This window comes from Metabacillus litoralis, assembly GCF_007994985.1.
Lineage (GTDB): Bacteria > Bacillota > Bacilli > Bacillales > Bacillaceae > Metabacillus > Metabacillus litoralis.
Genome location: NZ_VOQF01000006.1, coordinates 334,206 through 358,901, shown reverse-complemented (window position 1 = coordinate 358,901; position 24,696 = coordinate 334,206). Strand labels below are relative to the sequence as shown.

Annotated in this window: 13 protein-coding genes; 12 read left to right on the top strand and 1 reads right to left on the bottom strand. The window is 34.2% G+C overall.

The window, feature by feature from the left end; genetic code table 11:
* The first annotated feature begins 112 nt into the window (after positions 1-112).
* From FS935_RS12350 to FS935_RS24215, 4 genes are all read left to right on the top strand, one after another.
* Entirely contained in the window at positions 113-2,533 is a 2,421-nt protein-coding gene (locus FS935_RS12350; protein WP_338036923.1) for a GH39 family glycosyl hydrolase, read from the top strand.
* Between the two features lie 354 nt (positions 2,534-2,887).
* The gene (locus FS935_RS12345) at positions 2,888-5,638 is read left to right on the top strand and encodes a glycoside hydrolase family 3 C-terminal domain-containing protein (protein ID WP_158638603.1); all 2,751 of its coding nucleotides are present in this window, start codon (positions 2,888-2,890) and stop codon (positions 5,636-5,638) included.
* Between the two features lie 80 nt (positions 5,639-5,718).
* Complete coding sequence (locus FS935_RS12340; RefSeq protein ID WP_146948893.1) at positions 5,719-8,055, top strand: glycoside hydrolase family 3 C-terminal domain-containing protein; 2,337 nt, start codon at positions 5,719-5,721, stop codon at positions 8,053-8,055.
* 202 nt (positions 8,056-8,257) lie between these two features.
* A complete protein-coding gene (locus tag FS935_RS24215) occupies positions 8,258-8,392 on the top strand; it encodes a hypothetical protein (RefSeq protein WP_275669606.1) in 135 nt (44 codons plus the stop codon).
* 100 nt (positions 8,393-8,492) lie between these two features.
* On the opposite strand, the gene FS935_RS12335 is transcribed toward FS935_RS24215, so the two are convergent.
* Positions 8,493-9,173 (bottom strand): YesL family protein, encoded by a 681-nt coding sequence (locus FS935_RS12335; protein ID WP_146948892.1) that lies wholly within the window; start codon positions 9,171-9,173, stop codon positions 8,493-8,495.
* Positions 9,174-9,647: 474 nt separating this feature from the next.
* Here FS935_RS12335 and FS935_RS12330 point away from each other — a divergent pair, with 474 nt between their 5' ends.
* From FS935_RS12330 to FS935_RS12295, 8 genes are all read left to right on the top strand, one after another.
* Positions 9,648-12,491, top strand: a complete 2,844-nt coding sequence (locus tag FS935_RS12330; protein WP_146948891.1) for a glycoside hydrolase family 3 protein — start codon at positions 9,648-9,650, stop codon at positions 12,489-12,491.
* Positions 12,492-12,723: 232 nt separating this feature from the next.
* Positions 12,724-15,072, top strand: a complete 2,349-nt coding sequence (locus FS935_RS12325) for a glycoside hydrolase family 95 protein (RefSeq protein WP_240050897.1) — start codon at positions 12,724-12,726, stop codon at positions 15,070-15,072.
* A 26-nt stretch (positions 15,073-15,098) separates the two neighbouring features.
* Complete coding sequence (locus tag FS935_RS12320; protein ID WP_146948889.1) at positions 15,099-17,132, top strand: beta-galactosidase; 2,034 nt, start codon at positions 15,099-15,101, stop codon at positions 17,130-17,132.
* Positions 17,133-17,254: 122 nt separating this feature from the next.
* Positions 17,255-19,042 (top strand): cache domain-containing sensor histidine kinase, encoded by a 1,788-nt coding sequence (locus FS935_RS12315; RefSeq protein ID WP_146948888.1) that lies wholly within the window; start codon positions 17,255-17,257, stop codon positions 19,040-19,042.
* Positions 19,035-20,582 (top strand): response regulator transcription factor, encoded by a 1,548-nt coding sequence (locus FS935_RS12310; RefSeq protein WP_146948887.1) that lies wholly within the window; start codon positions 19,035-19,037, stop codon positions 20,580-20,582. Before FS935_RS12315 ends, FS935_RS12310 begins: the two co-directional genes overlap by 8 nt.
* A gap of 307 nt (positions 20,583-20,889) precedes the next feature.
* Positions 20,890-21,852 (top strand): ABC transporter permease, encoded by a 963-nt coding sequence (locus FS935_RS12305; protein ID WP_146948886.1) that lies wholly within the window; start codon positions 20,890-20,892, stop codon positions 21,850-21,852.
* A gap of 15 nt (positions 21,853-21,867) precedes the next feature.
* Complete coding sequence (locus FS935_RS12300) at positions 21,868-22,782, top strand: carbohydrate ABC transporter permease (protein ID WP_146948885.1); 915 nt, start codon at positions 21,868-21,870, stop codon at positions 22,780-22,782.
* A 114-nt stretch (positions 22,783-22,896) separates the two neighbouring features.
* Positions 22,897-24,558 (top strand): ABC transporter substrate-binding protein, encoded by a 1,662-nt coding sequence (locus tag FS935_RS12295; protein ID WP_146948884.1) that lies wholly within the window; start codon positions 22,897-22,899, stop codon positions 24,556-24,558.
* Positions 24,559-24,696: the final 138 nt, after the last annotated feature.

The following is a 24,696-nucleotide window of genomic DNA, read 5'->3' as shown; positions in this document are numbered from 1 at the left end:
GGAGGAAGAGTCATGCGTTATGATTATGAACAAATAGACTATCAAGTGGATTTACCAATTAATATTTTTCACGCATACTTTAGAACGGTTTCCATATCATTGGCATGAGGATATTGAGATTCTATTTGTATTAAAAGGTGCATTGGAAATAAGAGTTGGTCGAGACAGCTATCAGTTAGAAGAGGGTGAACTATTCCTTGTAAATAGTAATGAACTTCATTTTATTAACGCAAGAACAGCTTTTGGAAAAACTCAGGTGTTGGCTCTTCAAATAGAAAGTGAATACTTAAAAAAGCACCGTATTCATACTGAGAACAAAAGGTTCTATCTAAACTCAAGTGAAGTTGGGCCGGCAAATATAAGTATTGTGAATGAAATGAAGTATATTCTTGCAAACATGATGGATTTAATTCTGAATAGGAAAAAATTATATTATTTAAAAGTAGAAAAACTCTTACTTGATCTAGTTGTTATTCTACTGGAGCATTTTGAGGTTCCATTACTAGAAAAAGAACGTCACGATATAGATAATGATCAAAGACTATTAGAAATATTGAAGTACATGAATAATCATTGTACAGAAACAAACTTTGGTTTACAGGGTATAGCAAAAGAATTTTCGTTAAATCCACAATACTTATCTCGATATTTTAAAGCAAAAGTAGGTATGTCTTTAAAAAAGAAATTAGACAGCATGCGCTTGAACAAATCTTTAATGTCATTACAAACAACAGACGAAACAGTTACCGATATCGCTTTTAAATATGGTTTTCCAGATAGTAAAGCCTATTATCGGGTTTTTAAAGAAGTGATGGGAATAACTCCTTCTCAGTTTCGTGAACAATACTTGATAGAAGTTGAGCAAAATATTCCGAAGGATTATTTAAGTATTAATAGTCGAGAATCACTAAAGAATTTATTTAAACATTTAGAACGTAAACAGAAAAATCAAGATGAAATAACAGTAGATAAGAAATATGATATTAATCTCTCTCGATATACAGAGACTATAAGTCATTCCTTTAAAAACTTAACAACCTTTGGTTATGCTCCACATGCGTTGAGAAAAGAATTTTATGAGCAGCTTCAGGTTGTACAACAAGAAATTGGGTTTGAATATATTAGATTTCATGGGATTTTTTCGGATGAATTACTTGTTTACAATGAGCAAGGTGATGGCACATATTTTTTAAATTTTAACCATATAGACTCTTTACTAGATTCTCTACTGATGAATAAGATAAAACCATTTATAGAGATAGGGTTTATGCCAAAGGATTTAGCAAGTACATCAGATACAATTTTCAGATGGAATGCTTATGTTTCTCCACCTAAAAATGTCAATCGCTGGTTAGAAATGTTAGAAGCATTCTTCAGGCATCTTATTAATCGTTATGGACTGAAGGAAGTAAGAGCTTGGTATTTTGAATTTTGGAATGAACCAGAAGTTAAGTATTTCTGGTCTGGAACAAGAGAAGAATTCATAACATTGTTTGCAAAAAGCTATAGATGTATAAAAAATATTGATTCTCAGCTAAGAGTAGGTGGCTTTGGTAATATTGATTTTTTATCTGATATGACTTGGTTAGAAGATTTCAGTAAGTACTTGGACAAGGAGAATGTTGAATTGGATTTCTTCTCTTTCCATGTTTACAATCTTTCAAAGGAATCACCGGAAAAAATTGATCCTATTAATGATTTTGGTGATGTGTATCTCACAGGCGATATTATCAAAAAGCTTGAAGAGGCAGAGAATATCAAGTTTGGTGATGAACATAATTTCACACGTAGAATTGACAATATCAAAAACATAATTAAAGGTTACCCTCAACTGAATAAGGAGCTATGGATAACTGAATGGAACGCTAGTGTTAATAGCAGAGATTTAATACATGATACATGCTATATGGCATCTTTTATTGTCAAGAATGTTATTGAAAACTATTGGAAAGTAAAAGGAATGGGATTTTGGACATTCACGGATATTTTTGAAGAATTTAATTTTGAGCAGCCTTTATTTCATGGAGGCTTTGGCTTGATGACATACAATGGAATAAAAAAGGCTAGTTATCATGCTTATTATTTTTTAAGTAAGCTTGGAGATGAACTTGTTTTTAAAAAAGAAGATACAATTGTTACGAAAAGAGGAGAAGACTACCAGATTTTAATTTTTAATTATTCTCATCCAAATAAACTTTATAGTTCATTTGATTTTTCACAGTTGTCTTTGATTAATCGCTACACGGTTTTTGAGAATGACTCTAAAAAATCCTACAATTTAAATTTAGATGGTATCCAGGGAGAATATACCTTGAAAAAACAATATGTGAATAGAAAACAAGGCTCTTCTTTCGACGCTTGGGTAGACATTGGAGCACCAAGTAGCATTGACCAAGACACGATGAGATTTCTTAAAGGAAGAGCGGAACCGGGAATTCAAATCCAGAAGATAAACATTCATAATGAATTCAGTTTGCAAACAGTTCTTCATCCACACGAGATACAGCTAATCGAATTTAAAAAAAGGTACTAATTTAATAGCTAATATTAACAAAATACATATAAAATGAAACAAAACCAAGGTATTCCCTTATTTGACATGGGGAATGCCTTGGTTTTTTTATGTAGTCAAAAATCGGAATACTTTTTCTATGTTATTGGAATGTAGTAAATACAAAATAAATTTATAGTAGATTTAACAGTTTTGCAGGAAGAAAGCGCAAACATATATATAATGATTCATTTGGTAACATTCCTGCTGGTTGGATTAAAGAATGTGTAAAGAAATCAAAGATAGAGAGAAAGAATCTTTCAAAAGAGGAAAGACAGAGTAGTTGCAGGATATTATTTTATTTAAAAATAGAAGTTAATGTTGGAGGGGATCATCATGTCTGAGTACTTTAAAAAGAGAAAAGCTAAGAAACAAGAAATAGTGCAACAAGTGAAGGAAGATAAAGCAAAGCGTAAACAAAGAAAGCAGGAAATTGCTGCTATGCCAGAGGCTGATAGAAAGGCAGCAATTGTAAGCGATAAACAATTGAGGAAAGAACAGAAACAACAAAGAAAAGAAGAATTGAGATCTTTAAGCCGTAAAGAAAGAAGAGCAGCGAAAAAAGAAGCGAAAAGGTACAAAAAAATAAAAAATAGACCAATACGAATCGCGGGCTGGTCGGTTGTTGGTGCGGTGGTATTATTTGCTGTAGTAACGGTAGGGCCGACTGTTTCAAGTATTCTTGGGAACATGACTGGTAAACACATTACAATTGATACAACAAACGAAGAAGCAGTTAAAGCAAGAGAAGCTGCCGATGTTATTGCTGAAGAAATTTCGGATGAAGGATTAGTTTTATTAAAAAATGAAAACAATTCACTTCCTCTAGCAGATAAAAAAATCAATGTATTTGGTTCTACGGCATTTGGCTTTAAATATGCAGGTGGTGGTTCTGGTGCTTCAGACTTATCTCGTGCTGTCAATTTATTTGATGCGCTTAACAATGCAGGAATTGAGTACAATAAGGAACTATATGATTACTATGCGGGATTGCCAGAATTAGAAGAAGCAACAGGTAAGGGTGAAACTGGTGCGGTTCAAGTAGTTAAAGGAATGCTTGGTGGTGATGACGAGGAATCTGGTGAGCCAGCTGTTACAGCTGATGCACTAGCTCAAGCGAAAGAATTCTCTGATAATGCAATGATTATTATTCAAAGTGATGCGGTAGAGGCGTCAGATGTAAGTGCGGATCAATTACAGCTAACAGATGATATGCGTGCTTTAATTGAAAAAGTAGCTAGTAACTTTAGCAATGTGACAATCATCGTAAATGCTGGTAATACTTTTGAATTAGGATTTGTTGAGGAATTTCCAAGTATTCAATCCGTACTTTGGGTTGGGACTCCTGGACCATTTGGAACAAATTCACTTGCTAAAGTTCTATCAGGAGAAGTAAATCCTTCAGGACGTATTACTGATACGTATGTTTATGATCTTGAATCTTCACCAGCGAGTGAGAATTTCGGAGACTATAAATATGAGAATTTAGATAAAGCTTACCTTAATTATGAAGAAGGAATTTATGTAGGATACAGATTTTATGAAACGTACTATCAAGGAAATGAGGAGGGATATAAACAAGCAGTTCAATATCCTTTTGGTTCTGGTTTAAGTTATACAACATTTGATTGGAATGTTGTTAGTCAACAATTAAATAGTGAATCGATCGAGTTAAAAGTAGAAGTGAAAAATACTGGTGAAGTTGCTGGAAAAGATGTTGTCCAAGTTTACTATTCTGCTCCATATACACCAGGTGGAATTGAAAAGTCTGCAATTAACTTAGCAACCTTTGCAAAAACAAAGTCTCTAAATCCAGGAGAATCTGAAACTTTAACAATTACGTATGATACAAGGGATATGGCTTCATACGATATGGCTAATGAGAGCTATGTTTTAGAAAAGGGAACATACGAAATTAAACTTGGTAAAAATGTTCATGATATTGATCGTTCATTGAGCTATGAATTACCGGAAGAAATTGTATACAACTCAGACGCTGATACAGGAACAGAGTATAAAAATCGTTTTACTCAATCAGAAAACGAACTAACAGTTCTTTCTCGTAACGATTGGGAAGGAACATATCCATCAGATCAAGATAATTCAAAAGTTGCATCAGATCTCGTTATAGAAAGAGTTCAAGGACATGAGTTTAATAACGATGTTGACATGCCTATAACAGGTGCTGACAATGGCCTTAAATTAGAGGATTTAAAAGGATTAGATTATGACGATGCTAAGTGGGATAAATTCTTAGATCAATTAACTGTTGATCAAATGATCGATTATGTGTCAGATGCTGCTTATCACACAACAGCAATTGAAGAACATGGAATACCGAATACAGTTTTATTAGATGGACCTGCTGGGCTTAATTTCTTCTTTAAGAAGTTCGAAGCTGGAGCATACCCAACTGAAATCGTTATTGCATCAACGTGGAATAAAGATTTAGCCTACAAAATGGGTGAATCAATTGGAAAAGAAGCTAAAGCATACGGAGTTCACGGATGGTACGCTCCAGCTCTTAATATTCACCGTTCACCACTAGGCGGAAGAAACTTTGAGTATATGTCAGAAGATCCTGTATTGAACGGTATGATTGGTGGTAGCATGTCGAAGGGTGCAGGGGACCAAGGTATTACGGTGTTTATGAAACACTTTATCATGAATGAGCAAGAAACAAATGCACGCTCTGGGATTCTAGTATGGTCAAATGAACAAGCTATGCGTGAATTACACCTACGTCCTTTCGAAATGACAGTAAAAGAGGCTGGTGTAACCGGTGCAATGTCTAGTTTCACTTACATTGATGGAAAATGGGCAAATCCGGAATTATTAAATGGAATGCTAAGAGATGAATGGGGCTTTGAAGGTGTCGTATCTTCAGATGCAGTGTTCGGTTTCATGGAACCACAAATAGCCATTACATCTGGTAATGATTTAATGTTAGATATTTTATCGGTTACCAAGAACAAGGAGCAATTACAAGAAGCATATGACAAGCATCCTGAAGCAGTTGCAGTTGGGCTGCGAAATAGCATGCATAATTCTCTATATGCAACACTGAAAACGTACATTTTTAACTAAAAATATTACTTGATAAAGTGAGAAGGCGGACTATGTCCGCCTTCTTACCAATTAACAACTTCTTAGAGGCGGTGGGTAGAATGAAACATAAAAATATAATTCAACAAATGACTTTGGAAGAGAAAGCTTCCCTCATGTCTGGACAAAACTTTTGGAATACGAAAGCAATTGAAAGACTTGGAATTCCATCCATTATGTTAACTGATGGACCACATGGATTACGCAAACAAGGCGGGAAAGCAGATCACCTTGGATTAAATAAAAGCTTACCAGCAACTTGTTATCCAACAGCAGCAACATTAGCAAATAGCTGGGATAAGTCACTGTTATATGATGTAGGACAAGATATTGGGAAGGAAGCTCGTAGTGAGGGAGTTAGTGTATTACTTGGACCAGGTCTAAATATTAAAAGAAATCCGTTATGTGGACGTAATTTCGAATATTTCTCAGAAGATCCATATCTAACTGGTGAACTAGCTAGTGAAATGGTAAAAGGAATTCAGTCCAATGACATTTCAGCTTGTCCTAAGCATTATGCTGTCAATAGTCAGGAGCATATGCGAATGACAATTGACGAAATTGTCGATGAACGTTCGCTTAGAGAAATTTATTTAACAGGCTTTGAGAAAGTTGTTAAAGAAAGTAAGCCTCTTACGATGATGTCTTCTTATAATATGGTAAATGGTGAATTTGCAAATGAAAATCAACATTTAGCAAATGACATTTTGTATTCTGAATGGGGATTTGACGGTGTTATTGTAACTGACTGGGGTGGAAATAATGACCGTATTGCTGGGTTAAAAGCTCATAATCAGTTAGAAATGCCTTCTACTAACGGAATTACAGATAAAGAAATTGTCTATGCAATACAAGCAGGAACATTAGATGAATCAATTTTAGATGAAGCGGTAGATCAATTACTATCACTAGTATTTAAAGTGCGTTTAGATGATAAAGAAGCAGTAAAAGTAGATTATGAAGAGCACTACAAAAAGGCAGTTGAAGCTGCTCGTCAGTCTATTGTACTCCTTAAGAATGAAAATAGTATTCTTCCACTTAAAGAGGGAACAAAAGTAGCGGTTATTGGTGATTTTGCAAAAAATCCAAGATATCAAGGAGCAGGGAGCTCATTAATTAATCCTTATAAATTAAGTAATCCACTTGATAGCTTACAAAATTCTTCTTTAAAGATTGCAGGCTATGCACAAGGATTTAAGCGAATGGGAGGAAGAAGCAATAAATTATTGAAAGAGGCAACAAGTCTCGCAGAATCTGCTGAAACGGTGCTTCTATTTATTGGTCTTGATGAAAGCAGAGAAGCAGAAGGTGTGGATAGAGAAAATTTAAAATTAGATCAAAATCAGCTAGACCTTGTTGAAGGTTTAGCTAAGGTTAATAAAAATGTGATCGTTGTTTTATCTGGTGGTGGAGCAATTGAATTACCATTTGCTAATGACGTTCAAGGAATTATACACACGTATCTTTCAGGACAAGGTGGGGGTGAAGCCATAGGTGATATATTACTTGGTAAACATAATCCGAGTGGTAAATTAAGTGAAACATTCCCAATTCACTATACTGATGTACCATCATCAGCATACTACCCTGGACAGCAAGCAACAAGTGAGCATAAAGAGGGGGTATTCATCGGGTATAGATACTTTGAAACTGCAAAAGTACCAGTGCTTTATCCATTTGGTTATGGGCTATCTTATACTACTTATGAATATAGTAATATTCTTGTAGACGGCTTAAATGTTAGTTTTGATTTGACAAATACTGGTGAAGTTGCTGGAGCAGAAATTGCTCAATTGTATATTGAAAAGGTAGATTCAAAGATTTTCCGTTCGCAAAAAGAATTAAAGGGCTTTGATAAGGTTCACTTGGAGCCTGGTGAAACGAAGCGAGTGACAATAACGTTAACAAAACGAGATTTCTCTTACTATAATCCTGAAATACAGGATTGGGAAATCGAATCAGGAGTTTATAAGATTCAAGTAGGTAGCTCAATTCAAGAAATTCATTTGGAGGAATCGATTGAAATGGCAGGTGTTACTCCAACTGTTTTCTTAAAGGATGAATATCCACACTATTCCCAGGCAAATGCTAAGCATATCCCTGATTCAGAATTCGAAAAAATATTAGGTAGAAAGCTTCCACCTACAAATTGGGATTATCAAAAAGATTTAGGGATGAATGACACGATTAATCAAGCGCAGTATAAAAACTGGCTTGGAAAACTGCTATATAAATCTATTATGTTTTTCCATCATTTCTATAAAAAAATTGGAAAACCGTTAACAGCAAATAATGTATACTTTGTTATCAACATGCCATTTAGACAGATTGACCGCTTTACGGGTGGGAAAGTTAGCAAAAAGAATGTTGAGAAACTTTTACGATGGATTAATCGATAAGATAACAAGGAAACGGTAAAACTCTTCACCAAAAGCATTCATGTTTTTGGTGTAAGAGTTTTTTTAGAAATCTGATATCATTAAATCGAATAATTGTCATTCAGTGGTTTTCATTAATACGGTGTAAGAGCGGACAATTTTTGAATTTTTAGAATAAGTAGCCGATAAATTGACTGTAAAATAAACACAAAATGGGGTTAGGTTGGCGCGCAAAAGTGGAAGAATGATCGAGAAGAAGAAGAGAATGGTCGATAAAATGTGTTTGATGATCGGGAAAAGGCTGGTTGGCGCACAAAAATGGAAGAATGGTCGAGTAGAAGAGGAGAATGGTCGATAAAATGTGTTTGATGGTCGGGAAAAGGCTGGTTGGCGCGCAAAAAAGACATTCATGAAATAATAACCTCTCATGAATGTCTAAAAATAAGAAAAAAGATAGACTATTTGTTGTTCATACGCGTTATTGTCGTAAATATTTTATGGTAGCCATAGTAACTAAGGATTGCGACAAAGACACCAGTAAAGAGGAGGAGCAAAAATGGAAAGTATGTGAAACTTATATAAATAATAAAAATACAAAGAATGATGATTCCGAAAGAAAATACTGGGTTTGTGATGCTGATAATTAGTACGTTCTTTAAGCTCTGAGATAGTTTAGATTCTGTATGAACAGTATCAGAAAAAAAGTATAGTGTATAAAGAAGCAAGAGAGCTAATATGAATAAAAATAAAAAATTTATAAAAGGTGAAGTATTCTTAAAGTAAAGATAGTCAACACTCCCTATTAGCCATAGAAAAGAGATAAAGAGTCCGCCTAAAAAGCTCCGTTTATAATTTTCTTTGTAAAACTTCCAAAAGGAACGAATAATTTTTATATCTTCTTTCATGAACCATTTTCTAACAACACCAAATAAAGCTGTCGTAGCTGGAAATAACAAAACCGGAGATAATACAATAATGGAGATTAGTAACAGTATCATCTGACTAAAATCTTCAACAAGAACTAGAAGTAAACTCAAATACGCAATAGGTAAAATAAAGACTAGCCATGTTAGATTCAGTGTTGCTAGATTAATAATCCATTCAAAAACGGGTTGTACTCTTCCAAGAAAATTATTCAATTACCTCAACTCCTCTATTACTTCTGCTTTTTTATAAGGCTCTTTTCTGATTGTTTCTAATTAACTTAATTTTTTGTTAGTAAGTTTTTATCATAAGGTAATATTCTAAGAAGAAAAGATGCCACTAGACTTTATACAGTGCTGTTTTCTTCATATGACTAAAAGCAACAAAGTTTACATAAACAGCTCTTTATAGAGAGATTAAAGTGTCGATCGGCATAAAAAAACTATTTTCATAATAATTCCAATAAAATAGAGCTATTATCTCATAATAAAGTAGAAACATTACAGGTGTCAAAGTTGATTTAAAGTCCATTAATTATCTCTAAATTAGAATGGATTATTTCTATAATAATTAGGGTGTTTAAGAAGAATGGAAGAATGATAAAGTTAAGAGAGCGTTTACATTAGTGTTGTGTAATTGCTTCATAAATAGGTATTACATAATAAATACATAGTGAGGATGAGAATTATATGGAAAAAATAGCCGAAAAAAAGAGTTACAAATTTCCTTTTCAAAATCCCAACCTACCATTAGAAACAAGAGTTAATGATCTTACCTCAAGATTTACATTAGAAGAAAAGGTTCATTTAATGTGTCAATATCAGCCGGCTATTGAACGCTTGGAAATAAATGCTCATAAACAAGGTACTGAAGCTGCTCATGGCATGGCTTGGTTAGGTAAAGCAACAACTTTTCCGCAGACAATTGGATTAGCTTGCACATGGAACCCGGAATTAATGAAAGAAATCGGAGATGTCATAAGTACTGAGGCTAGAGCTTTTTATAAGAAAAATCCAGAGATAAATGGATTAACTTTATGGGCTCCTACAGTTGATATGGAAAGAGATCCACGTTGGGGAAGAACGGAAGAAGCTTATGGCGAGGATCCCTATTTAACAGGAAAGCTAACTTCATCTCTTGTAAAAGGTATTCAGGGTGACCATCCGTTTTTCTTCAAAGCTGTCGCAACATTAAAGCACTTCTTAGCAAACAATAATGAAATTGATCGTGGAAGCTGTTCAGCGAGTATTGATCCGAGAAATATGCATGAATATTATTTGAAAGCTTTTGAACTGCCTTTTAAAGAAGGTGGTGCCCACTCTATGATGACAGCATATAATTCGATCAATGGTACGCCAGCTATTCTTCACCCTTATGTAAAGGAAATCGTTAAAGAGCAATGGGGAATGAATGGATTTGTTGTAAGTGATGCAGCAGATTTATTAGGAGTTGTTCGTGATCATGGGTATTATGAACACCATTCTCAATCTGTGGCTGATGCGATTAAAAACGGAATTGACAGCATGACAGATGATTTTGATGAAACAACCAAGGCAATTTTTGAAGCGTTAGAAAAGAATTTAATAAAAGAAAATGATTTAGACCGTGCATTACGAAATACATTCAGGGTTCGTTTTCGTTTAGGAGAATTTGATCCAATTGAGAATAACCCATACTCAGCTATACCTGAATCAATTATTTGTGACCAGAAACACGCTGAGGTTTCATCTCAAGCAGCTAAGGAATCTATTGTACTATTAAAAAATGAAAACAATTTATTGCCTTTAAATAAGGAAAAGTTAAACAAGGTCTCAGTCATAGGACCGTTGGGAGATATTGTCTATCGAGATTGGTATTCAGGAGATTTCCCATATTCTATTACACCTTATGATGGTATAAAAAATAAGCTAGAAGGTAAACAGGTAACATTCCATAGTGGAAATGATAAGGTTATTTTAAAGAAAGCTAGTAAATTTATTGGTTTAGGAATGGATGAAAATAGTCCTCTACTAGCAAATAAGCAGAAGAAAGAAGAAGCAGCAAGGTTTGAGCTTTCGGATTGGGGATGGGGAAGCTATACAGCTCGTTCACTAGATAATGGTAAGTACGTAACAAGTGCAGATGATAAAAACATAACAGCTTCTGCTGATGAAATATATGGATGGTTTGTAAAAGAAGTTCTCCACTTACAACCAGAAAGCCAAAACGAATTTAAACTTTCTACTTGGAATAATCAAGCAGTTGTTGAAGACGAAGATGGAAAACTTAAGATATCTGAAGACACAGATGTTACTAATTCTGTTTTACTAGAAAAAGAAATAATTGAAAATGGAATGGAAGAAGCCATTAAAGCGGCAAAGGAATCTGATGTGGCCATTGTATTTGTCGGAAATAATCCTGTAGTTAATGGCAAGGAAGAAATGGATCGCCCAGATATTTCTTTAGCTCAAGCTCAGGAACAACTCATTAAAGAAGTTTATAAAGTGAATCCAAATACAATTGTTGTCGTTATTGGAAGCTATCCATTTGCGATTAATTGGGTAGATGAAAATATTCCGGCCATTCTCTATACCTCACATGCAGGTCAAGAGTTAGGAAATGCGATAAGTGATGTTTTATTTGGAGACTATAATCCTGCGGGCCGTTTAAATATGACATGGTATCGATCTGTAGATCAATTACCTGATATATTAGACTACGATATTATTAAAGGCAAACGAACGTATATGTATTTTGATGGTGAAGAATTATACCCATTTGGTCACGGGAAATCTTATGCCAATTTTGAATATAGTGATTTTAGAGTTAGTGAAAATGAAATTAATGAGCATGGTGAGGTAACTGTAATAGTAAAGCTGAAAAACAATAGCACATATGCAGGTGATGAGGTTGTCCAGCTATACTTCCGTTCATTACAATCTCGATTCAAAAGACCACTTAAACAATTAATTGGTTTTAAACGAATCTTTATTGAAGCAGGAGAAACAACAGAAGTAGAACTGAAAGTAAAAGCAAGTGATTTAGCAGTTTGGGATGTTACTAGAGATAAGTATTGTGTTGAAACTGGAGAATATGAGTTGATGATTGGTCAATCATCAACGGATATCATGTTACAAGAAACACTTAAGGTTAATGGTGAGGTTATTCCTCCACGTAATTTGTATGTGAATACAAAAGCAGAAAACTATGATGATTATCAAGATGTAGTGATCAACGAGTGCAAAGAAGGTGGGCATTCTGTTCAAACAAAAGATGGATCCTGGGTGATGTACAGCGATGTAGATTTTAGTAAAGGTGTACAATCTATTGAAGCTCGTGTATCAAATAACTCAGAACAAACGAAGATTGATATCTATCTTGAACATCCTCAAGGGGAGAAAATCGGTGAAATTGTTGTTAGTAATACGGGAGACAAACAAAATTGGCATACCGTAACAGGAGCTGTTCAACTCAAAGAATCTATTGAACATACTAAGGTTTATTTTGTTTGTAAGGGTGAAGTATTAGTAAGTTACTTCCGTTTCATTGCTTAGTCATAGTAAGGGTGTTTTCTATTAACGTGAAAAGGTCAGGCTGGCAGTTGGTGCTAACTGACCTTTTTTTAGAAAAGCTATTATCGTAAACTATGTTGTTTTTAGGAACTGAAGGAAACAACACTATATAAATCTAGTGGTATCTTTTCTTCTAGAATCGTTCTTTTTATGAGAAAAAACTCAATTAGTAACAATCTTTCAGAAAAGAGCTTTTGGAAAATGGGGTGAAATGATGACGAATCCTAATAAAAAGGATTTGAAATTGTGGTATAAGGCTCCTGCAGCAAAGTGGGAGGAAGCACTACCTTTAGGAAATGGTCGATTAGGAGCAATGGTTTTTGGAGATGCAAAATATGAAAAAATTCAATTGAATGAAGATACGTTGTGGTCGGGGGAACCAGGTCAAAAAATCAATAAAGAAGCTAAACATACTTTGGAAAAAGCAAGAGAGCTTATCTTTAAAGGGAAAAATGTTGAAGCTGAACAGCTAATAGAAAAGAAGATGGTTGGAGAAGATTGTGAAGCTTATCAGCCTTTAGGTGATGTAATTATTGAACATATAAACGAAGGCGATGTGGAAAATTTTCGGCGTGAACTAGATTTGAAAACAGCTGTTTCACGAACGGAATATAAGATATGTGATGTTACGTATAGAAGAGAAATCTTTGTTAGTTACCCCGATCAGGTTCTGGTAGTAAGGGTAATGGCCTTAGGTCAAGAATCTTCTCCAATTCGTTTAAGAATTCACCTGAATTCATTACATCCTCATGTGATTAACGAAGGGAAAGATAAGTCTCTCATTTTGAGTGGGAAAAGTCCTATTTCCGTAAAAAATCCTGGTGAAATTTTATATGACGATCATCGTGGTTTAAAATTTCAAGTTCATATACAAGGGCAGTCGGAAAAGGGGGGAAGCTCTATTTCAGATGAGGCTCTTGAGATTTCCGGTGAAAATGAAGTGATGTTACTGCTAACAGCGAAAACGAATTTTATAAACTTTCATGAGGTGCCAAAATCGGATTTATCATCTATTGAAACTCAATGCCAGAATATCCTTTTCAACGCAAAAAATAAGGGATATGAAAAATTAAAGAATTTCCATATACATGATTACCAGAGTTTGTTTAATCGAGTATCTCTCTCATTAGATACGGAGCACCACTATGAAGAACTTCCTACAAATGAAAGGCTAGAAATTTATAAAAACAGACAAGATGATTTTTCACTTGAAGCAATGTATTTTCAATATGGTCGTTATTTATTAATTTCCTCATCAAGACCTGGCACTCAGGCAGCGAATCTTCAAGGAATTTGGAATCCGTTTATTCAGCCTCCATGGAATAGTGATTATACAACGAATATAAATACGGAAATGAATTATTGGATAGCAGAGGTTTGTAACTTAACAGAATGCCACGATCCTCTTTTTGATCTATTAGAAGATTTGAGCATTACGGGTAAAAGTGCTGCGAAAGAATTATATGGTGCGAGAGGCTTTGCCGTTCACCATAATGTTGATTTATGGAGGATGTCTACACCATCTTCGGGTCAGGCTTGTTGGGCTTTTTGGCCACTGGCAGGAGTATGGCTGGCAAGTCATTTATGGGAGCATTATCTGTTCACACTTGATCATGCATTCTTAGAAGAAAAAGCGTATCCGTTAATGAAAGATGCTGCACAATTTTGCTTGGATTGGTTAATAGAAGGACCTGATGGATATCTTGTAACAAACCCTTCCACATCACCGGAAAATAAATTTCTCACCGATGATGGTCAACCAACAGCTGTATCTTATGCTTCCACAATGGATATGACGTTAATTAAAGAGTTATTTCAAAATTGCATACAGAGTTGCAAACAATTAAATATTGAAGATGACTTTCTTGAAGAACTGTCAGGTGCTATAGAACGCTTAGTACCTTTCAAAATAAACAAAGATGGACGATTGCAAGAATGGATAGAGAATTTCGCGGAGCATGAACCTGGTCATCGACATGTATCACATTTATATGGACTTTACCCAGGCAATCAAATTAATAGAAATCAAACTCCGAACTTAGTTGAAGCTGCAAGAAATTCCTTAACATACCGCTTAGAACATGGTGGAGGACATACAGGTTGGAGCTGTGCATGGCTTATCAATTTATTTGCTCGCCTCCAGGATGAACACAATGCGCATTTCTATTTGCAAACGCTATTAGCACGATCTACTCATCCTAATTTATTTGATGATCATCCACCTTTCCAGATTGATGGTAATTTTGGTGGGACATCTGGAATGGCTGAGTTGTTGGTTCAGAGCCATTTAGGTGAAATTGAATTACTACCTGCATTACCAGCTGCTTGGAAAAATGGCAGGGTAAGCGGATTAAAAGCAAGAGGTGGGTTTGAAATAACTATTGAATGGGCTGATGGAAAACTAAAATTAGCAGAAATAATGTCTACTAAACAAAGTAATGTAAGGGTTTCCTATAAAAATAAATTAATAAAAATTGAAACGCAAGAAGGGACCTTTGTTATGACAAATCAAGTAAAAGTAGAAAATAATTCAAAAATAAAAGTTTCATTAGTTGATGAATAAAATTAAAGTGAATAGGAGGAAATAGGATGATTAGTACAAAAATCCCGAAAATGATTTATGGTGGAGATTATAACCCAGAACAATATGACCGTGAAACGATGAATGAAGATATAAGAATGTTTAAAAGCGCAAAAATTGATTTTGTTCGAGTTAATATTTTTGCATGGGCAATATCTCAGAAGGATGAGGTTTCTTATGACTTTCAATGGCTAGATGAAGTAATTGATACCTTATATGAAAATGAAATCAAAGTTGGAATTGGAACAGGTACAGCCGCTCATCCAGCATGGCTTGCAAAGAAGTACCCTGATGTTCTTCGAACTGAATTTGACGGAAAGAAACGTAAATTTGGAGGAAGACATAATTCATGTCCAAATAGTCTCACCTATCAAAAATATGCTTCTTTATTTGTGAAGAAACTTGTTGAACGCTATCAAAAGCATCCAGCTGTACTTCTTTGGAATATTTCGAATGAATGGGGTGGGGCTTGCTATTGTGAAAATTGTGAGAAAGCCTTCCGTGTTTGGCTTAAAGAAAAATACCGTACATTAGATCATGTGAATAAAGCTTGGAACACAACGTTTTGGGGACATACGTTTTATGATTGGGACGAGATTGTCACACCAAACCTTCTTAGTGAGCATTTTGGTGAAAGACACACCATGTTCCAAGGGATTTCACTAGATTATGCACGTTTTAATTCTGATAGTATGTTAGAATGCCATAAAATGGAGTATGATATTATTAAGAAATCTTTACCAGATACAATTGTAACAACAAATATAATGGGTGCTTATAAACCACTAGACTATCAAAAGTGGGCTCCATATATGGATGTTATCGCATGGGATAATTATCCTTCTATTGAAACACCTACTAGCTATACAGCGATGATGCATGACTTGATGCGAGGCTTGAAAAATGGAGAACCGTTTATGTTAATGGAGCAAACACCAAGTCAGCAAAATTGGCAGCCATATAATGCCTTAAAACGTCCTGGTGTCATGCGGTTGTGGAGCTATCAAGCAGTTGCCCATGGCTCTGATACCGTATTGTTTTTTCAAATGAGGCGTTCAAGTGGAGCTTGTGAAAAATTCCATGGTGCGGTTATTGATCATGTTGGCCATGAAAATACACGAGTTTTCAAAGAGGTAGCGGAGCTTGGAGAAGAACTTGACCAATTATCCGATACTCTATTAAATTCAAGAGTACAATCAAAAGTAGCGATTGTGTTTGATTGGGATAACTGGTGGGCAGTTGAATATTCGTCAGGTCCATCCATATCCTTGAAATATGTAGATGAAGTTCATAAATACTATAAGGCTTTGTTTGATCAAAATATTCAGGTAGATATGATCGGTGTTCAAGAGGATCTAAGTCAATATGAAGTTGTGATCGCTCCTGTTTTATACATGGTTAAGCCGGGATATGCAAAGAAGATTGAAGATTTTGTAGAAAAAGGTGGGATATTTTTAACCACCTTCCTTAGCGGGATTGTGGATGAAAATGATCTGGTCACTTTAGGCGGTTATCCTGGTGAATTGCGTCATGTACTTGGAATATGGTCAGAGGAAATCGATGCACTTGCTCCAGAGCATACAAATAAAATTGTCATGGAAAAAGAATATGGGCTCTTAAAGGATGTGTATTCTTGCTCTTTATTATTCGATCTTATTCACTCAGAGGGTGCAGAGGTCATTGCTACCTATGGAAAGGATTTTTATCAGGGCCGTCCAGTTGTAACGAAGAATAAATTTGGTAAAGGGCAAGCATGGTATGTTGCATCAAGTCCTGATGATGCTTTTTTACAAGGACTAATAAACGAAATTATTAAGGAAAAAGGAATAAGAAATGATTTCTCAGGGAATGAGCCTGGTGTTGAAATAACAAAACGTATTAAAGGCGATAAAACCTACGTATTTGTTTTAAACCATAATAGTGATACTGTTCATATTGAGCTTTCTTCTGTAACTGGTTTAAATTTGTTAACAGGAGAAGAGGTCTTTCAATCAATTGAATTAGCTTCCTATGATGTAGCAATTATCGAGCAGAGTAAATGACTATGAAGAGGCTATTTTTTTCAAGCCTCTTTATCTCCTAAACTTTTTATCGTTATTCCTAAATATTAAATGACAAACAAAAATTAAAGCGTTTACATTGTGGATCTTGGCGGTGGTATTTTATGAATCGTTTAAAAAATTATTTTAATAATATGAAGCTTCATTCAAAGCTAGTATTTTCCTTTGTCATAGCCGTTATTATTCCGCTGCTTATAGTTGGAACCTTTTTAACCCATGAATTAAGATCAAATGCCCTCACCGATGCAAAAGAACAAGTATCTTCTGATTTAGAAAGAGTGAAAAAGCGTACTGCCGAGACGTTAGAGAAGGCGATATATGTATCAAATAATTTAACATTAGATACTGAACTTAAAGAAATCCTTAATACGGAATATAAAACGATTCAAGAAGTTGTTTCTACATACAATAGCTATCATAAATTTGAAGAGTATCTTGAGACATTTAGTGAAATTTCAAATATACGTGTTTACACAAAGAATGAAACAATGTTAAATAATTGGAGATTTATTCCTGAGACATTTATAGAAGATAAATTTTGGTATCATTCATCCCAAAAAACTAATGGATTGATAGGCTGGTATTATATACAAGATGAAACTAAATATAATAAAAAATACTTAAGTCTAGTTAGAAATATAAATTATACCGATTATAAACTCAATGCTCTTTTAGTGATTAATGTGAACAATAATCACCTATACGATATGCTCAGTCAAGAACGAACACCGGTTATGATTATCGATGATAATAACTATATTGCTGTTTCAAACCGTAGTGAATTTATTGGCAAAAAGTTAAATGAAGTTGTAAATATTGATCTCCCTCCTAATGAATGGTCAGGTTCTATTACTGGGATGGTTGATGGAGAGGAATCTGAAGTTCTTGTTGATATTTTATTACCTGAAATTAGTTCAAATAAACTTAGATTTGTCTCTGTTATACCTCAGAAAGTCATTATGGAGGATGCGAATAAATTTCTCGGTCTTGGATTGATTGTTATTGTCATTAGTTTAGTTATTGCTATTCTATTAATCTCTTTTTTCTCAAAACTTCTATCAAAAAGAATTCTTAAATTAGGGGAACAAATTGATATTGTATCTGAAGGAAATTTAAACGTATATATACAAGTTGATGGGGAAGATGAGATCGGACTATTATCTTATCAATTAAATTATATGGTTAAAAACATTAAAGAGTTAATCGACGAAGTAGATAAAGCTCATAGAAGAAATAATATCCTCGAAAAGCGTCAACAGGAAATTAAGTTGAAAATGATGGCGAGTCAAATTAACCCGCATTTTCTTTTTAATGCGCTAGAATCGATCAGAATGAAAGCTCATATGAAGGGTGAAAGAGAAATCGCAGGTGTTGTTAAGTTGCTAGGGAAATTAATGAGAAAAAGCATTTCTGTTACAGGTGAAATGGTCACGCTACAAAGTGAAATTGAATTGGTTACGTGTTATTTAGAAATTCAAAAATTCCGTTATGGTGATCGTTTATCTTACTCATTAACTATTGATCCTTTGTCTGAGGGGATTTATATTCATCCTCTTATCATTCAACCTCTTGTAGAAAATAGTGTTCTCCATGGTCTCGAAGATAAATCACTTGAGGGACGAGTAGAAATTATAACAAAGGTGATAGATGATGAATTACATGTGTGCGTGTCTGATAATGGAAATGGCATTGCTGAGGAAAAGTTACAATCAATAAATAATGCATTAGAAAATATAGAAGATAATAGAGCAAATAGAATTGGGTTAGTTAATGTTCATCAAAGACTTATACTTACGTTTGGGAAGAGAAGTGGCTTAACAATAAAAAGCCAACCTAATATTGGGACAGAGGTTGCATTTGTCATACCAGTAAGGGGGAGAGAACATGTATAACGTGTTAATTATTGATGATGAACCGATGATTCGAGAAGGTTTAAGAACATTAATTCCTTGGGAAGACTTAGGTTACCAGGTAATAGATACAGCAAAAGATGGTCAAGAGGGTTTGGAGAAATATAGAAAAAATGAAATTCATTTAATACTTGCTGATATTCGAATGCCAAGAATGGATGGTATAACACTTATTGAAACAATCAGAAAAGATGATGATCATGTACAATTCCTTGTGTTAAGTGGGTATGCCGATTTTTCCTATGCACAAAAAGCAATCAGGCAAAATGTGACTGGTTATTTATTAAAACCAGTAGAAGAAGAAGAATTGATTCGATATGTTAAAGGAATCAAGAAAAATCTAGATCTAAAACAAACTTTTACCGAACAACAAGATAAAAGCTTGCAAGAAGGTAGACATGCCTTTTTTAAGGAAATGATTGAAACTTGTGAAAACGCCGCAGTTCATAATTTAAATGAAGACATAATAAAACTAGAGTTACAAGCAAATAATTATCAGTTAGTACTGATGAAATTTTTAGATCATACAAATCTAGATCTTGAAGAGATTAGATTACTCTTAACGCAAGAGATTGAAGAAACTTGGGGGTATTTGTTCAGTAGAGACCAATATCTTTGTATTGTATTAAAAGACATAAGACCTAACCTTGTTCATTATAACGAGTTGTATGATTTAGTAAAAAGTCATATAAAGAATATTAAAATTGTGATGTCTGTAAGTAAGGTTTTTACAGTAATTAGTGAGATAGGCGAGGAATTTAGGAAAACAAAAAAGATACTTGATAATCAATTTTATTATAAAGATTCTAAATTTCTTAGAACAGATTCAGAGCGATTTCTTATTCCTAACAATCTACCAAACCATGAAATACAACCACATGAATTTCCAATCCATTCCTTTACTGAAAAGATATATTTTGCTCTTGAGGCATTTAATGATCAGGCACTTAAGAATGTTTTAATGGAAGCTGCTCAAACAATGATTGATAGAAACTATTCGGAAGAGCAAATAAAAACAAGTTTTATTCGCTTACTATCAATGGTACTTAATAAATGCTTGGTGAATAAACAAGAGCTAAGTGAGACGGTTTCAGATATAACAGCAGATCTTTATAAAATAAATGACAAGACTTCTATAAGTGTACTGTTAGATTATATTTATGACTTATTTTTAAAAGTAATATCAAGTCAAAATATTGGTGACCAAGAAGGTCAATTAGTAAAGCTTGTGGATTTCATCCATCGCAATTATCATGAAACATTAAAGTTAGAGACTCTAGCAAAGATATTTGATTATAATAGTGCATATTTAGGGAAAATTTTTAAAAATCATACTGGCGAATATTTTAACACCTATCTAGATAAGGTCCGAATGGAAAATGCAAAAAAATTATTAACTGAAGGTATGAAGGTTTATCAAGTAGCAGACAAGGTTGGCTATTCTAATGTCGATTATTTTCATAATAAATTCAAAAAATATGTTGGTATGTCTCCTAGTAAATTCAGAAGAAAAACACCTTAACGTACACGATTTTTTCGTTGTACGTTTCTTTACGCATGATGACTAGAGTTGTTTTCGTAAACTTTGTTGCTTTTAGTCATATGAACTATATAAAGTCTAGTGACATCTTTTCTTCTTAGAATAGTAACTGATAAAAACATTGTTACTAACAGGAATTTAGGTTAATTAGTAACATCTTTTAAAAAATAGCATTGAATTAAAGATACATTATATGAAAAATTTATATGATTTTTGTGTTAATTTATGAGGTATTTTATCTTTTATGTATGCGCTATCATTAGCTTATAAGTAAGAAGGGGGGATCATCATGAAAACAGTTACTAGCAGTAAAAAAGAAGCTGTAATTATTCAAACTCAGAAAAAAAGCTTTTGGAAAACTTTCGTTCAGCAAAAATACTTATATATGATGGCTGTTCCTTTTGTCATCTTAGTCATTGTTTTTAATTATCTTCCATTATGGGGATGGACAATGGCATTTCAAAATTATAAGCCGGGTCTATCCCTTTTTCAGCAAGAATGGGTTGGATTTGAGCATTTTATTGAATTATTTTCAGATGATCGTTTTTATCGGGCACTAAGAAATACATTAGCGATGAGTCTTCTTGGATTAACCATCGGTTTTGTGATGCCAATCATTTTTGCTGTCCTCTTAAATGAAGTTCGAGTAAATTTGTTCAAACGAACAGTCCAGACAATAACATATCTACCCCATTTTGTATCTTGGGTTGTTGTTGCTGGTATTGTGACAAAAATGCTCTCAACAGACGGTGGAGTAATCAATGATTTGTTAGTAGGAATGGGTGTAGTAGACAAGCCTTTTCAATTCATGGCAGAAGGATCTTATTTCTGGGGAATTGTTGTAGCATCTGATATTTGGAAAGAAATGGGATGGAACGCAATCATTTTCCTAGCTGCTATGTCAGGGATTGATTCTCAGCTCTACGAAGCAGCAAAGGTAGACGGTGCTGGTCGGATAAGACAGATATGGCATATCACATTACCTGGAATACGACCAACCATTCTCGTTCTATTAATCTTAAACATTGGGCACTTAACAAGCATTGGTTTTGAGAAGCAATTGCTACTCGGAAATAACTTAGTTGTTGATTATGCAGAAGTACTAGATTTATATGCATTGAATTACGGAATTGGGTTAGGTCGTTTCTCATACGGTACAGCGATTGGCATATTTAATTCAGTAGTAAGTATTATTCTACTTTTTGTGGCAAATGGAATTTTCAAGAAATATTCCAACTCCAGTGTAATGTAAGGAGGACTGATAAAAATGCGAAGAAATAAGTCACTTAGTAAATCAAATGGAACAGATCGCCTATTTGATTGGTTTATCTATATTTATTTAATCCTTATCTCGATTGTTACTCTGTATCCCTTTTTAAACGTACTAGCCATTTCATTCAATGAATCTATTGATACAGTAAGAGGTGGTATTCATATTTGGCCAAGATCATTTACATTAGACAATTATGTGGAAATATTCAAATATGATAACCTGATCACAGGTTTTATAAACTCGACTACCCGAACCATTATCGGAACAATCCTAGGTGTTATCTCGTCAGCAATGGTAGCATACACGCTTAGTAGAGCTGATTTTCAAGGTCGTAAATTATTCTCAACGATCATTGTACTAACAATGTATTTCTCTGGTGGATTAATTCCAGGATACATGTTAATAAGAGATTTGGGGTTAATTAATAGCTATATGGTTTACATTCTTCCAGGCCTTGTAAATGCGTTTAATATTATTATTGTACGTTCGTTTATTGATGGAATTCCATATGCACTTCAAGAGTCAGCGAAAATTGATGGAGCAAATGATTTCATGATTTTTTGGAAAATTATCATGCCTTTATGTAAACCAGTTCTAGCGACTATTGCCCTTTTTGTTGCTGTTATGCATTGGAATTCTTGGTTTGATACTTATTTATATAACAGCATGAATGAAAATTTAACAACTCTACAATATGAGTTAATGAAAATTTTACAAAATACATCAGTAGGTAGTACAGATCCAAATGCGATGAAGGGAATGACAGCAGACCAATTAAAAACCTTTGTTTCTCCTGAATCAATTAAAATGGCTATATCAGTTGTAACGATTGTTCCAATTTTAGTCGTCTATCCATTTGTTCAAAAGTATTTTGTTCAAGGAATGACACTTGGAGCTGTTAAAAGTTAATTAGTTGATGTCACATTTTAAAACTTGTAGGAGGTGATCTAACTAGCTAGGTGGGAGATTAGTAGATTTGACTTCTGTTCTATGTAAACAATTTCATACAAGGGGGATTAAAACATGAAAAAGAATGTTAGCAAAATTATTTTGTTCATGGCATTAAGTTTTGTTCTAATCATATCAGGGTGTAGCAATAAGACAGGAAATGAAGCTGAGAAGAATAAAGATGGGCTTACAGAGCTAACTCTATTTAGTGCAGATCCACATACACAATGGGATAATATGGAAAGCTCTGTAAGTAAGGTTGTGAAAGAAAAAACGGGTGTTACTCTAAATCCTGAATTTGATGTAAACGGTGGAACTCAAAAAATTGCTTTAATGATTGCGAGTGGAGAATATCCTGATCTTGTTGCACCAAAAGGTGAAGCAGGAAAATTAGTTGATGCTGGTGCTCTTATTGATCTTACTGATCTAATTGAAGAACATGCTCCTAACTTGAAAAAAATTTATGGCGAATATATGAACCGTTTGAAATGGGGCAACGATGATCAGTCAATTTACATTTTACCTACATCTGCTGTAGACACAGAGTATTTTAAGCCTAGCCATGGTGTGGGATTACAGCATGCAGTTGTAAAAGAACTTGGATATCCTGAAATTGATACGTTAAAGGATTTTGAAAGCGCTATTAAAGAATATAAAGAGAAGGTTCCAGAAGTAAATGGGCAATCTACAATCGGTTTATCACTATTAGCAGATGACTGGCGCATTATGATTTCGACGACAAATCCAGCTTTCTGGTCAACTGGAGTATCTGATGATGGAGAATACTATATTGATCCAGAAACGTATGAAGCAATATTCCATTACAAGCGTCCAGAGGAGAGAGAGTACTTCCGTTGGTTAAATCATATGAATGATGAAGGATTACTTGATCCAGAAAGCTTTGTTCAAAAATATGATCAATATTTAGCTAAATTATCTTCAGGACGTGTTTTAGGGATTATTGATGATGATTGGGAATTCGATGAAGCACAACGTGCACTACGTGAACAAGGTCAACAAGAGAGAATGTATGGATTATATCCTGCGACATTGGAAGCAGATATGAAGCATGCGAACTTCCAGAGTACTGGTTATTTAGCTGGTTGGGGTGTTGGTATTACCACTGATTGTGAAGATCCGGTAGCAGCAATTAAATTCTTAGATTATCTAGCTTCTGATGAAGGTCAAATTCTTCAAAACTGGGGAATTGAAGGAGAGCACTATACAATTGAAGATGGTAAACGTGTTATCTCTGATGAAGAAATGAATAAAAGAAACAACAATGCTAACTATGTGAAAGAAACTGGTACTGGTGTACTAAAAGGTTTTGCACCTGCATATGGAGATGGTGTCGTTGATTCTAACGGTCAAACATATACAATAGCTTCTCCACAACAAATTAAAGATGCTTATACAGATGTAGAAAAAGAGGTTTTATCAAACTATGGTGTTGAGATGTGGAAGGAATTATATCCACAGGAAGATGAGTTCCCTGTAAAACCTTGGGGTGTATCCTTTAATATTCAAGTTCCAGGTGATTCAGAATTAGTGCTTATTGAACAAAAAGTACTAGATATCGTGAAGAAACGTATACCTGAAGCAATTCTAGCAAAACCTTCTGACTTTGATAAGCTATATGATAATTTCTTGAAAGAAATTGATGAAGCTGGTGCAAAAGAAGCAGAAAAAATGAGAACTGATTTAATTAAAGAAAGAGTAGAACTTTGGAATAACTAGTAATGAAGTCGTTTTCAAGACAATTATAAAAGAGACCCGAATTCACTTTTGGGTCTTTTTTAAAGATATTAAACATGTTTAATATCTTTAATTAATTTTTAAAAATCAAAGTTCGTCAATCTAACAAGTATTCTGTTG

Bases quoted from the DNA above. Each gene is read 5' to 3' on its own strand.
- FS935_RS12300 (WP_146948885.1), top strand. From the start codon at position 21,868: ATGCGAAGAAATAAGTCACTTAGTAAATCAAATGGAACAGATCGCCTA.
- FS935_RS12295 (WP_146948884.1), top strand. From the start codon at position 22,897: ATGAAAAAGAATGTTAGCAAAATTATTTTGTTCATGGCATTAAGTTTT.
- FS935_RS12320 (WP_146948889.1), top strand. From the start codon at position 15,099: ATGATTAGTACAAAAATCCCGAAAATGATTTATGGTGGAGATTATAAC.
- FS935_RS12345 (WP_158638603.1), top strand. From the start codon at position 2,888: ATGTCTGAGTACTTTAAAAAGAGAAAAGCTAAGAAACAAGAAATAGTG.
- FS935_RS12330 (WP_146948891.1), top strand. From the start codon at position 9,648: ATGGAAAAAATAGCCGAAAAAAAGAGTTACAAATTTCCTTTTCAAAAT.
- FS935_RS12305 (WP_146948886.1), top strand. From the start codon at position 20,890: ATGAAAACAGTTACTAGCAGTAAAAAAGAAGCTGTAATTATTCAAACT.
- FS935_RS12340 (WP_146948893.1), top strand. From the start codon at position 5,719: ATGAAACATAAAAATATAATTCAACAAATGACTTTGGAAGAGAAAGCT.
- FS935_RS12315 (WP_146948888.1), top strand. From the start codon at position 17,255: ATGAATCGTTTAAAAAATTATTTTAATAATATGAAGCTTCATTCAAAG.
- FS935_RS12310 (WP_146948887.1), top strand. From the start codon at position 19,035: ATGTATAACGTGTTAATTATTGATGATGAACCGATGATTCGAGAAGGT.
- FS935_RS12325 (WP_240050897.1), top strand. From the start codon at position 12,724: ATGACGAATCCTAATAAAAAGGATTTGAAATTGTGGTATAAGGCTCCT.